Source organism: Neobacillus sp. GCM10023253, from assembly GCF_042653105.1.
Lineage (GTDB): Bacteria > Bacillota > Bacilli > Bacillales > Cytobacillaceae > Neobacillus > Neobacillus citreus.
Genome location: NZ_JBHSHV010000008.1, coordinates 1 through 12,379, shown reverse-complemented (window position 1 = coordinate 12,379; position 12,379 = coordinate 1). Strand labels below are relative to the sequence as shown.

At 40.9% G+C, this 12,379-nt stretch carries 11 protein-coding genes and 1 tRNA gene; 7 read left to right on the top strand and 5 right to left on the bottom strand.

The window, feature by feature from the left end; genetic code table 11:
* Positions 1-3: 3 nt before the first annotated feature.
* From ACFPA1_RS10640 to ACFPA1_RS10620, 5 genes are all read left to right on the top strand, one after another.
* Positions 4-1,002 carry a branched-chain amino acid ABC transporter permease gene (locus tag ACFPA1_RS10640; protein ID WP_378582662.1) on the top strand — a complete coding sequence of 333 codons (999 nt, stop codon included), beginning with the start codon at positions 4-6 and terminating at the stop codon, positions 1,000-1,002.
* A 12-nt stretch (positions 1,003-1,014) separates the two neighbouring features.
* Complete coding sequence (locus ACFPA1_RS10635) at positions 1,015-1,194, top strand: hypothetical protein (RefSeq protein ID WP_213144450.1); 180 nt, start codon at positions 1,015-1,017, stop codon at positions 1,192-1,194.
* Positions 1,195-1,208: 14 nt separating this feature from the next.
* A complete protein-coding gene (locus tag ACFPA1_RS10630; protein WP_378582660.1) occupies positions 1,209-2,219 on the top strand; it encodes a 3-oxoacyl-ACP synthase in 1,011 nt (336 codons plus the stop codon).
* A 5-nt stretch (positions 2,220-2,224) separates the two neighbouring features.
* A complete protein-coding gene (locus ACFPA1_RS10625; protein ID WP_378582657.1) occupies positions 2,225-3,127 on the top strand; it encodes an alpha/beta fold hydrolase in 903 nt (300 codons plus the stop codon).
* 282 nt (positions 3,128-3,409) lie between these two features.
* Complete coding sequence (locus ACFPA1_RS10620) at positions 3,410-4,894, top strand: acyl-CoA synthetase (protein ID WP_378582655.1); 1,485 nt, start codon at positions 3,410-3,412, stop codon at positions 4,892-4,894.
* Positions 4,895-5,068: 174 nt separating this feature from the next.
* Here ACFPA1_RS10620 and ACFPA1_RS10615 read toward each other — a convergent pair whose 3' ends face one another.
* Positions 5,069-5,953 carry a selenium metabolism-associated LysR family transcriptional regulator gene (locus ACFPA1_RS10615; protein WP_378582653.1) on the bottom strand — a complete coding sequence of 295 codons (885 nt, stop codon included), beginning with the start codon at positions 5,951-5,953 and terminating at the stop codon, positions 5,069-5,071.
* 215 nt (positions 5,954-6,168) lie between these two features.
* Between ACFPA1_RS10615 and ACFPA1_RS10610 the strand changes: the two genes are divergently transcribed.
* Together ACFPA1_RS10610 and ACFPA1_RS10605 are read left to right on the top strand one after the other, a co-directional pair.
* Entirely contained in the window at positions 6,169-6,534 is a 366-nt protein-coding gene (locus ACFPA1_RS10610) for an SCP2 sterol-binding domain-containing protein (protein ID WP_241113813.1), read from the top strand.
* A 137-nt stretch (positions 6,535-6,671) separates the two neighbouring features.
* Positions 6,672-7,925: a DEAD/DEAH box helicase gene (locus tag ACFPA1_RS10605; protein ID WP_378582651.1), complete on the top strand. Its 1,254-nt coding sequence runs from the start codon at positions 6,672-6,674 to the stop codon at positions 7,923-7,925.
* 884 nt (positions 7,926-8,809) lie between these two features.
* On the opposite strand, the gene ACFPA1_RS10600 is transcribed toward ACFPA1_RS10605, so the two are convergent.
* From ACFPA1_RS10600 to ACFPA1_RS10585, 4 genes are all read right to left on the bottom strand, one after another.
* Positions 8,810-10,348, bottom strand: a complete 1,539-nt coding sequence (locus ACFPA1_RS10600; RefSeq protein ID WP_378582649.1) for a cation acetate symporter — start codon at positions 10,346-10,348, stop codon at positions 8,810-8,812.
* The gene (locus ACFPA1_RS10595; protein ID WP_213144457.1) at positions 10,348-10,674 is read right to left on the bottom strand and encodes a DUF485 domain-containing protein; all 327 of its coding nucleotides are present in this window, start codon (positions 10,672-10,674) and stop codon (positions 10,348-10,350) included. The genes ACFPA1_RS10600 and ACFPA1_RS10595 overlap by 1 nt, the downstream gene beginning before the upstream one ends.
* Before the next feature lie 305 nt (positions 10,675-10,979).
* Positions 10,980-11,052 (bottom strand) — tRNA-Ala (locus ACFPA1_RS10590).
* Positions 11,053-11,132: 80 nt separating this feature from the next.
* On the bottom strand, positions 11,133-11,828 hold the full coding sequence (locus tag ACFPA1_RS10585) for an MgtC/SapB family protein (protein WP_213144458.1): 696 nt from the start codon (positions 11,826-11,828) through the stop codon (positions 11,133-11,135).
* Positions 11,829-12,379 lie beyond the last annotated feature (551 nt).

Sequence of the window (12,379 nt, the reverse complement as noted above, 5' to 3'; positions counted from 1 at the left end):
AATATGAAGTGGTTACGAACCAATAAGGGGACAACATTATTTTGGATAGTTGCAGCATTTCTCTTCCTCTTGCCATTTGTCTATGAATCTCGTAATCTGATGATTTTATTAACGCAAATATTTATTTTTTCGGTATTTGCAATGAGCTATGACCTGCTCCTTGGTTTTACCGGTATTGTTTCTTTTGGTCACGCGATGTTTTTTGGAATCGGAGCTTATTCGATCGGGATTTTTATGAAGCGATTTGAGCCGACGATGCTGAATTTCCTGCTTGCACTATTGGCAACACTTGCTTTAACGGCGCTGGTCAGCTTTTTAGTCGGGCTTTTGACGCTCCGCTTAAAAAGCCACTTTTATGCGATGTTGACGTTGTCTTTATCGGGATTGTTTCTAGTAGCGGCAGAAAAATGGCGGAGCCTGACCCATGGGAATGATGGCTTTACATTTCGTGTTCCGGAGCAATTTATTGACCGGACCGATTACTATCTGATTTGTCTGCTGATTATGGCGGCGGTGTTTATGATTTTAAAGCGGTTTACCAATTCACCATTGGGACGGGTGCTTCAAGCGATTCGCGAGAATGAGCAGCGCACCGAGTCACTTGGCTTTCATGTCCTCCACTATAAAATTGCCGCAAGCATCGTTTCCGGAGTATTAGCCGGTGTAGCGGGCATTCTTTATGCGATGTCACTACGGTTTGTCAATACAAGTGTTTTTTCGATGGACATCACATTGGATGCGTTGTTAATGACGATTATCGGCGGTGTCGGCACACTATATGGTGCGATGATCGGTGCCGGATTAATTGAATTTGCCCATGACTGGCTGACAGAGCTGGCGAAAGAGCATTGGATTTTTGAACGCTGGATTATCTTTTTTGGCATTATTTATATTTTAGTGGTCATGTTTTTCCCGAAAGGAATTGTCGGTACGTTAAGGACCATAACCTGGAAGCGGAAAAAGCAGCAGGCAGTCAATAAAAAAGAAAAGCTGGCGGGCTAGAAGGAGGCGTCAATGGATACGAATCAAGTTACCTCCTTTGTCGTTCGTTTTCAATTGGCTGCAGTCGAAAAGGAGACCGGGTCCCGGCACTGGAGGATTAAAGTGACCCATGTGCAGGAAGACCGGGAAACTTTATTCGAAACGATTGAAGAGGCGATGTTGTTTATGAAGGAAATTGCGGAAGATTCATAGAGTAGGTGATCGTTTTGCAAATAGGCATAGTCAGTACAGGGATATACTTGCCGGAAAAAACAATGACTGGTCGGGAAATCGCCGAAAAGGCAGGCATTCCGGTGACCGTTGTAGAAGAAAAAATGGGGATTAGGAAAAAGCATATTCCAGGTCCCGATGACCATACCTGTGAAATGGGCATCCTTGCTGCAAGAAAGGCGCTTGAGAAGGCCTCGTTTAATCCTTTGGATATTGACCTCGTCATTTATATCGGTGAGGAGCATAAGGAATATCCACTCTGGACGGCGGGAATCAAGCTGCAGGAAGCAATCGGCGCTTTTAATGCCTGGGCGTTTGATACGGCTTTAAGGTGCGGCACAACCGTGATGGCGTTGAAGGTGGCAAAAAGCATGATGCTCTCTGACCCAGGTATACGAACGGTTCTTCTTGCCGGGGGTTACCGAAATGTTGATTTCATAGATTACGAGAACCCTAGAACAAGATTTATGTATAATCTTGGCGCTGGCGGCGGGGCCATTCTTCTTCAAAAGGATTATTCGGAAAATCTTTTGCTGGAGACGGTAATCCTGACGGATGGTTCTTTTTCCGAGGACGTCGTCGTCGTTGCCGGCGGCACTAAACATCCAATCTCGAGCGAGGCGATTGCCAAACGCTTGAACATGCTCGATGTACTTGACCCTGAGGGGATGAAACAGCGCCTTGAGGAAAAATCAATGAGCAATTTTTTAAAAGTCATTCGCGAATCGGTTCGGAAGAGTGGGTATACAGTGGACGATATTGCGTATTTAGCGATTCTTCACATGAAAAAATCCGCTCATGAATATGTTTTAAGAGAACTGGGCTTGTCCGACGAGCAGGCAATTTATTTGGAGGATTACGGTCATATTGGGCAGATAGATCAAATCTTGTCGTTGGAGCTTGCTTTACGGGAAGAGAAAGTGAAGGACGGCGATCTTGTCGTTTTTGTCAGCGCCGGGATTGGCTATGCGTGGGGAGCGACAACCATTAAATGGGGAAAGGGATGATAGGGATGGTAAACGTATCAGTGAAGAGTGTCGAGCTTTCAAACGGAGAAACGCTTTTCTACCGGGAAAGGGAAGGCGGAGAAATAAAGGTATTATTAGTTCATGGTAATATGACTTCATCCAAGCACTGGGATCTCGTTCTTGAAAACATGGATGAGAAATATAAATTGTTTGCCGTTGATTTGCGGGGATTCGGCCTGTCTACCTATAACAACCTAATTATGTCGATTAAGGATTTCGCTGATGATGTCAAACTGTTTGTAGACGCGATTGGTTTGAAAGACTTTGCGCTTGTCGGCTGGTCAACCGGAGGTGCAGTGGGTATGCAATTCGCCGCTGATTATCCAGGATATTGCAATAAATTAATATTGCTTGCTTCCGAATCCACGAGAGGCTATCCTTTCGACGGGAAATTGAGTGATGCTGATGAGCCGCGCCGATTTACCTTACATGAAGAGATAAAGCGGGACCTTATCCGCACGATTCCTGTGCAAGCCGCCTATGATACCAATGATGCTGCGTTACTGAAATTAATTTGGAACGCAGTCATTTACACTCACAACCAGCCGGCACCTGATCTTTATGATGAGTATGTTCAGGACATGCGGACGCAGCGCAATTTGGCCGAGGTCCATCACTGCAACAATACCTTTAATATCAGCCATTTTCATAATGGACTTGTTCCTGGAAATGGCAAGGTCGACGACATTCATGTTCCTGTTCTGGTCTTATATGGTGAAAGGGATATGGTCATTGCCAGAGAAATGACGAATGAGCTTTTAGCAGATTTGGGAGATAAGGCGACCTATGTGGAATTGAAAAACTGTGGTCACTCCCCATTAGTGGATGACCTGCAGCAATTGTTGGAGGCTATGACGAAGTTTTTGGAGAGGGAAGTGCAGGTATAATAAGTTAGTGGAAAACGGCCTTTGAGGGGGTCGTTTTTTTTGGACGCTTCGAATTATTGTCTACATTGTGAACTTTGTAGATATGTTCCTTAAATTTGTAGATAAATTTTTAAAATTGTAGATATCCTAATGAATTTCGTAGATATCTTTAGAAAATTGTAGATATAATCCGAAAAGTGTTGATAACCCTTTCTTAAAACCTAGGAATCTCGTTCGGTGTAACTCCTCTGTAACCACTCCTAGCTAAAATAGCACCATCTAGTAGTGAAGGAGCGAGTTTTGGTGAGGTGGGAACTGGATTGGCTGGAAAATAGAGCGAGATTATCGCCAAATAAAGCTGCCATAATCGATGTTAAGACAAACGAGACTTGGACTTACGAACAATTGAGCGCACGGGCGAACAATGCGGCAGCAAACCTGCAAAACAGAGGCGTAAAAAAAGGCGATCGGGTTGCTCTCTTGGCCCCAAACGATATATGCTATTTTGATTTATTATTTGCCTGCGGAAAAATTGGCGCCATTTTTGTACCACTGAACTGGAGGCTTTCGGTTCATGAAATAAACGAAATATTGCAGGACTGCACACCGATTCTGATCGGGGTACATGAACAATTTATTCATATATATGATCAGCTTCCTGAGGAAAAACCACACTCTTTTATGGTCGAAGGCTCTAACTATTCTGAAATTAAATTTCTTCAAATAGTAGAAGAAATATCTGAAACCGACCCATTAGCGATGATTTACACGGGCGGTACAACCGGGAAGCCAAAAGGCGTTGTATTAAGCCATCGATCCATCCTCTGGAATGGGATAAATTCTATTTTGAGCTGGGGGCTGACGGATCAAGATGTCACCGTCAATTATATGCCCATGTTTCATACCGGCGGCTTGAATGCGTTAAGCATTCCTATCCTTATGATGGGCGGGACCGTGGTCATTGGGGACCATTTTGATGCGGCGGAAGCGGTAGAATCCATCAATCGTTACCAATGTACAATTATTCTCCTAGTGCCAACGATGTATCATATGTTAATCCAATCGGAAGAATTTAAAAGCAGCCATTTTCCTTCGATGAAAATCTTCTTATCTGGGGCGGCGCCATGTCCCATGCAAATTTATGAGGCGTTTCAAAAAAAGGGCTTGGCTTTTAAAGAAGGATATGGGTTGACAGAAGCGGGACCGAATAATTTTTATATAAGCCCCGAGGAAGCGCAGATAAAGCGCGGATCAGTCGGCAAACCCATGATGTTTAATTCCATCACTCTTGAAAAAACAAATGGCAGGGAAGCCACAGCAAACGAAGTCGGCGAACTATTAATCAGGGGCAAGCATGCTTTTTCGTTCTATTGGAATAATGAACAAGCGACGAACGAAACAATGACGGATGGCTGGATCCGCACAGGGGATTTAGCCAGAAGGGATGAACAGGGCTATTATTATATTGTCGGCCGGAAAAAGGATATGATCATCACTGGCGGCGAAAATATTTATCCCTTGGAAATTGAGCATTGGCTTGCGGAACATCCAGCTATCGAAGAGGCTGCTGTAATCGGCCTGCCAGACGAAAAATGGGGCGAAGTGGTAGCTGCTTTTATAGTTTTTAAGGAATGGAGCATAACTGATGACGAACTAAAAACATATTGTGAAGCCAAACTAGGCCGTTATAAAATTCCTAAAAAATTTATTCAAGTAAATGAACTGCCGAAAACCCATGTGGGAAAAATCGATAAAAAGAAATTAAAGGAAATGGCTATCAAAATATAAAGGAGAACTCCGTGCCAAGCACGGTTACGAAGTATTTGATACTAAAACCGAGGACTGCATCAAAGTAATCCTTAAACCTTAAATCACAAAAGAACTCGGGTTTGGGATGCCGGACGTTACACTTTACAGCAGAGGGGGGTATGAAGGCATGCCCCCCGTCAAAGTATTTGTTTTTTAGAGCGTTACAGCGGCTTGTTCAATAAATAGTTTGGCTAGGATGGATTGAGTTTTATGGATGTTATAGGTGAGATAAAAGAATCTTTCCTCATCAAATCCAGGAATTTCATACATTTTAAGTCTGTTTTGGGCAGCATATTCTCGTGCGGCTATTTCGGAAATAATCGAGATGCCAATATCTTGTATGACAAACTGTATTAAGCTCTGACTGGAATCTGTATAAGCAATAATATTCAATTTATCCTTTGATATTTTATGTTTCTTTAGAACCCTTTCAAGAATGGCATTTGTTCCAGACTCGGAGTTCCTCATGATAAATGGATACTTCAAAATCTCTTGAATGTTTACCGGTTCTGTTATATTTCGTTCATTTGCTGTAATCAGAACAAGCTTCTCCTTTAATAGCGGTATATAGTGAAGTTTATCGCTTTCATACTTTTCTCCTAAGACCCCAACTTCGACGGATCCGTTTAGTACTTTTTCCACGACATTTTTTGAGGAGGACTGGCTAATATGAAACATGGCATTTTCGTAATCTTCTCTAAAACTCTTGACCATTTTCGGCAGAAGGAACTGCCCCGGCACCGAGCTTGCGGCAACCCGAATCATGCCTCGAAGTTCAGTCATTCCTTGTTTTAAATCCATTAAAGCCTGGTCTTTTAAGAGCAATAGTTTAAGCGCCCACTGATAAAGCCGCTCACCGTGGGGAGTCAGTATACTTTCACGGCCAACGCGATCAAAAAGCTGCACATTCAATGTTTTTTCCAAGGCCTGAATATGGGAACTGACAGTAGATTGACTTAGAAAAATATCCTCAGCGGCCTTCGAAAAGCTTTTATGTTCAACCACCTTTGTAAACACATATAACTGGTGTAAATCCAACGAGAGTTCCTCCTATGTTTCATTCGTGAAAATCGATAATTGGTACCGGAATTAATAGATAGTTTAAATATATCATTGATATTTATGAATCCAATATTTCAAGTAGCTAATTTTTTTATTAGGTATTTTAAAGAGTTCATAAAATTGTCACTTTATCCTTGTGATACGAAACAGTATCATTGGATTAAAGGTCTATTTAAAGGAGGACTTCCTTAATGGAAAAGGCGATTCAAGAGTATTCTTTAACGGATTTAATGGCAAGAATTGAAGAAATCTTTAATGAAAATCCAGGTCCAATCCAAGGCTTTAACGCTGTTGTTCAATACGATGTGTATGACCAGATGCCGTCAACCTATCAGCATTATTTTCATGATGGTACATTAACAATTAAAGAAGGAGTCCAAGTTGCCCCTAACGTGACGATGTCTTTAAACTATGATACCTTCAAAAAATTTGTTTTGTGTAAAATGAGCGGTACGATGGCCCTGCTGACAGGAAAAGTGAAGGTGAAAGGTGACGTAAGTACTGGTTTGAAAATAGAAAGCATTCTCAAAAAATATAATCTAAAAGAACCTTTATAAAAATACCAGGCTGCCTGAGATAGCTCAGCAGCCTTTTGCTTTTTTGCTGGTAAATTCAATTTTCGCAAATGAATAATTGAAATTATTGTGGAAAACAATCATTATTAGTGAAGGTAATACAGAAAGTAGGCGGTTATTTGTCAGAATTTTTATCATTAGGGATTTCAACCACAGTAGTGGAAAAATTACGCGGGTATGGGATTGCAACCCCAACACCGATTCAACACCGGGCGATTCCGATTATTATGAAGGACATGGATACAATTGCCCAAGCACAAACAGGTACTGGCAAGACGCTGGCCTTTATCCTGCCCATCCTTGAAAAATTGAATCGAAAAGACGGTCATATTCAAGCCCTTATTGTGACGCCAACGAGAGAATTGGCTTTGCAAATTACGGATGAAATTGAAAAATTGATTCATGATTTCGATGATATTAATGTTCTAGCTGTTTATGGCGGGCAAGATGTTGACAGACAATTAAAGAAATTGAGGAACCATCCACAGATTGTTGTAGGGACTCCGGGCAGGCTTCTCGATCATATTCGAAGGGAAACAATCCAATTAGCGAATGTATCTTATCTTGTTCTAGATGAAGCAGACCAAATGCTTCATATTGGGTTTCTCAGCGAAGTTGAGGATATCATTAAAGAAACGCCCGCAAGCAGGCAGACCATGCTTTTCTCAGCAACAATTCCTCCTGAGGTTAAAAAGCTTGCAAATAAATACATGCGGACCCCGGAATATATTCAAGTCGAAAAAGTTCAGGGACCAGCTGACAATGTGAAACAGATTGCCATTCATACGATTGACCGTGCGAAGCAGGCAACTCTTATCCAATTAATTGAAACGCATCGGCCATTTTTAGCAGTGATTTTTTGCCGGACAAAACGGAGAGTTTCCAAGCTTTATGAAATTCTAAAAAGCCATGGATTTCCCTGTGATGAATTGCATGGTGATTTGTCACAGACAAAACGAGAGCAGGTCATGAAACGGTTTCGGGATGCGGAAATACAATTGCTAATTGCCACCGATGTAGCAGCAAGAGGACTTGATGTAGAAGGTGTAACCCATGTGTTTAATTACGATATTCCTCAAGATCCCGAGAGTTATATTCATAGAATCGGCAGGACCGGACGGGCAGGGACGAAAGGACTAGCTATCACCCTTTATTCTACTAAGGACCGGCCGACCCTTGATTTAATTGAAAAAGAGCTAAATATTAAAATAAATAAACAAAATCTAGGGAATGCGAATAAGGAAAAAGAAACTCAGCCGGACACTTCTGCAAAAAAACGACAAGATGGACAACAAATGAAAAATGTCCATCAACAGAAAAATGGTGAAAGAAAACATCAGAAGAAGAATTTCATAAGAAAAAAAACCCATTAAAAATGGGATTTCAGACTGTCGACAAATCCGAAGATTTTGGAAATCGACAGTCTTTTTTGTTTGGCTACATTAAAATTGTCTGTTGATTTCCGTTCCAGGCGGCTTCGCTTTCCGCGGGCGGTTCGGGGAGCCTCCTCAGCGCTTTCAGCGCCTGCGGGGTCTCCCCTGTCCCGTACTCCCGCAGGAGTCTTCGCCGCCTTCCACTCCAATCAACAGGTGTATTCAATAAAGACTTTCAATTCACAATATATTATTTAAATGAGTGATGAACTTAATGTTAGCGCCAAAAGGGGCTGGTTAAAGTGAATATGAATTTGTTTTCTATTGAAAAGTAAGTTTCAGACGGCACCTTCTTTGCTTGATAGACAAATATATTGATTTCTCGTTTATCTTTAAGAAGTTCGGATTATGGCGGCCATCTAATCCTGACTTCTTTTTTAAGTCACTCATGAACCCATGAGGGACAAAATAGAAGAATCCCGCAAATGAAATGTCCCTTATAAAGCTTTTGAAGAACCAAAACGGAGGATTGAAAAATCAAGTGAAAAGGCTATCCTTACCATAACCCTCGCGACATATTTAGCAAGATTATAAAAATTGTGTGGCAAATCTTTATATTGATTTGCCTCCATGTTGATTGGAGCGGAGGGCACCGACTCCTGCGGGATACAGAGGTCACTGGAGACCCCGCAGGCGCCATAGCGCCGAGGAGGCTCCAGGACCTCCCCGCGGAAAGCGAGTGCCCGGAGCGGAAATCAACAGGCCCATTAGCAGAGGCAATTAATTAATAATAAAAATCAGTTTTTAGACAAATAAAAAATTGCCGAGAAAATCCCATTCTCGACAATCTGATCCCATTAATTGGGTTTTTTAACCTTTATATTTTATCTTCCTAAACCAATCCCTGTATTGGATTTAACGAGGACTTCCTCATATTTTTTAACATCAGCTTTTTGGCTGGAAAAGATGGTTCCAAGGTAACCAGCAAGGAAACCAAGCGGAATGGAAACTATCCCTGGTGTGGTGTAAGGGAATAATGGGTTCCCTACAAAAATAGCTTTACCTACTTCCGGGCTAAATACATTCGGACTGATCAGCACTAAGCCGATAGCTGAAATTAGACCGACAACCATCGCCCACATCGCGCCGGTTGTATTAAAGCGTTTCCAATAGATGGTGTATAAAATGACCGGTAAATTCGCGCTAGCTGCAACAGCAAAGGCGAGCGAAACAAGGAAGGCGACATTCAGCGTCTGTGCGCCTAAGGCAAGAATAATGGATACGACAGAAACCCCGATGGCTGCGTAACGGGCCATCAATACCTGTTGCTTTTCGGTTGCTTTTCCTTTTTTCAAAATTTCATTGTAAAAGTCATGGGAAAAAGCTGAAGCTGCTGTCAGCACCAGCCCTGCAACAACAGCAAGAATAGTTGCAAACGCCACCGCAGAAATAAAGGCAAACAACATATTACCTCCAATTGCTTGAGCTAATAAAGGAGCTGCCATATTTCCGGCTGGGTTGGCAGCAATAATTTTTTCATTGCCGACAAATGCTGCAGCACCGAAACCAAGGAAAATGGTCATAACGTAAAATATTCCAATAACCCAAGTAGCATAAACAACAGACGAGCGTGCCGTCTTGGCATCCTTTACGGTAAAGAAGCGGACAAGAATGTGAGGAAGCCCTGCCGTTCCAAGAACAAGCCCCATATTTAGAGATAATGTATCCAGGCCGTCTTTGTACTTTACACCTGGATTTAGGAAGGATTCTTTTAAAGGAGTTGCCGTTTTCATTTGGGCAAACATATCGGTAAGGCTGAAATTAAACTTGGCAAAAACAATCATAGAAATAATGAAGGTGCCGCCCATTAACAGGATTGCTTTAATGATTTGCACCCAGCTTGTTGCATGCATTCCGCCAAAGATAACGTATACCGTCATTAACACCCCGACGATTAAGACAGAGGTTGTATACTCCAATCCTAATAATAATTTAATAAGTGCACCAGCACCGACAAGCTGAGCAATCATATAAAAAATAGAAATCGTCATTGTATTCATAGCGGCGAATCCGCGGATTTTTTTGGCATCAAAACGAGCCGCTATCATATCGGCAAAAGTGTATTTGCCAAGGTTTCTTAACGGTTCCGCTACCAAATAAAGAACGACAAGGTAAGCCACTAGAAACCCAATGCTATAGAAAAATCCATCAAAGCCGGTCAGGGCTACAGCACCGGCAATTCCTAGGAAAGATGCTGCAGACATATAGTCACCTGCGATGGCAAGTCCATTTTGCCAGCCGGTAAGGCCTCCGCCAGCCGTGTAAAATTCACTGGCATTCTTAGTTTTCTTTGAAGCGAAATAGGTGATGACCAGCGTTACGAGAACAATGGCAAGAAACATAAGGAATGCAGGGGTATTCATTAGCTATTCCCCCTTTCTTGAATGACCTGGGATGATAACTCATCAAACCTTGCAGCTTTCTTAGAATAAAGCATACATAAACCCCATGTCATAACAAACTGAAGGAAAGCAAATACCCATGCCCAAGTAATACTTCCGATAAATTTTGTATTAAGTATCGTTGAATAAGAGGTTAAGATTGGCAAGGCAAAATAAAAACAGAAAAAGAAGATAGTAAATGGAATTATAAATTTTTTCTTTTCGGAGAGTAATGTCTGAAACGAAGAAGACTGGACAATAGAACTGTAATCGTTTTCAGTTTGAGCGTTTATTTTTTTAGCTTCCAAAGAGAAGCTCCCCCTTTCGTATAAACCACTGGATTAAAGAATGTGGAATTAAGATAAAAAAAGATGATGACAGGTAATGATGCAGGGGCCAAAGGTGTTATAAAGCTTCTGATACAATCGGCTTGAGATTTCCCTCCTTTCGATTACAGATATTTCTAAAATTTGAAAATATTTTACGTTTTTTATTATAATTTTAAGAGAATCATAGTTGCAAGGGGAAATTCTCTTATTTTGGAAATTTTTTATCAACTTTGGAGAAATAAAAAAAAACCTTTGCAGTTGCAAAGGTTTTTTCAGAATAATGATGGAGACTATCGGGATCGAACCGACGACCTCTTGCATGCCATGCAAGCGCTCTCCCAGCTGAGCTAAGCCCCCGATGGATTAGTACAAGGAAAATTATATCTGCATTACGAGCGTATTGCAAGAGGAAATTTAGAGAATTAAAAAGAATATTTTTAACTAATGCTTTCAATTTCCACCTTTTTAACACCTTCTACATCGGAAACAGCCGTATATACATCCGTTGTCTTTTCGCGGTAGTCAACAGCAACTAAAATTTGTACCAGGTGATCACCGTTATCTAGATCCTTAATCCGTATTCTGCGCAAAATATACTTTTTCTCAAGTAAATAAGATATAGCTTTATCAATCTGATCCCGGTCTCGAATAAATAATTGAAGCATGATTTCTTTTTCCCGTAATTGCTTTGGTCCGAAAATTTTCATAACGGCAGGGATAAATTCTACACTAATTATAAGAAGGGCAACGCCGACGAATGCTTCTAAATAAAATCCCGCTCCTACGGCAATCCCTATACCGGCAGCCCCCCAAATCATGGCAGCAGTAGTTAGCCCGGAAATGCTGTCATTGCCTCGTCTTAAAATGACACCTGCTCCAAGGAACCCAATTCCCGAGACGATTTGTGCCGCCAACCGCAATGGGTCCATGGTAATTCTAACTCCATTTGAATTAGGGAACATATAAGCCGATTCAATAGATACAATTGTCAGCAAGCAACTGACAACTGAAATGACGAGACTTGTTTTTAATCCTACTGGCTTTCTTTTTAATTCTCGCTCAAGGCCTATAATTAGACCGAATACAGCTGAAATTCCTAATTTCATCAGTATATCTAAATCCAAGCTGCTCATAAATTCACGTCCATTTTATATATTCGTTTTTGAAAACCCATTTGTTATTATATATACTCTGATTCTTGCATAAAGGACTGCAATATGGAAGAACAAAAGTGTGCGCTTCATTAATTACATATACAATTATTGTTTGTTTTATGTATTTACAGTCTAGAATCTGTAATATGCTTCTAACATTTCATAAGGATGAAATTACAAGGATAAAATTCGTTTCTTGAGGTCGATAATATTTTTTAATGGATATATAGGTGGAGAACTTAAAATCATTTCAAAAAAGTTATAAATTATATTGCAAACATTTATTTATCATGGTATATTAATTCTCGTCCTCTTCGAGAGTGTCGAACAACTGAAAAAGAAATTTAAAAAAGTTGTTGACATCGAGAAGTTGATTGTGATAAATTAAGGGAGTCGCTTTTGAGAGCGAGGCTAGAAAATAGCGAGTGAACAAACACTCAACAGTATGATAGTTCTTTGAAAACTAAACAAACAAAAACGTCAACAAACAATAATATTCGTTTCATTTGAAACGAAGCCAACGTAACATT

Bases quoted from the DNA above. Each gene is read 5' to 3' on its own strand.
- ACFPA1_RS10640 (WP_378582662.1), top strand. From the start codon at position 4: ATGAAGTGGTTACGAACCAATAAGGGGACAACATTATTTTGGATAGTT.
- ACFPA1_RS10635 (WP_213144450.1), top strand. From the start codon at position 1,015: ATGGATACGAATCAAGTTACCTCCTTTGTCGTTCGTTTTCAATTGGCT.
- ACFPA1_RS10625 (WP_378582657.1), top strand. From the start codon at position 2,225: ATGGTAAACGTATCAGTGAAGAGTGTCGAGCTTTCAAACGGAGAAACG.
- ACFPA1_RS10610 (WP_241113813.1), top strand. From the start codon at position 6,169: ATGGAAAAGGCGATTCAAGAGTATTCTTTAACGGATTTAATGGCAAGA.
- ACFPA1_RS10600 (WP_378582649.1), bottom strand. From the start codon at position 10,348: ATGAATACCCCTGCATTCCTTATGTTTCTTGCCATTGTTCTCGTAACG.
- ACFPA1_RS10585 (WP_213144458.1), bottom strand. From the start codon at position 11,828: ATGAGCAGCTTGGATTTAGATATACTGATGAAATTAGGAATTTCAGCT.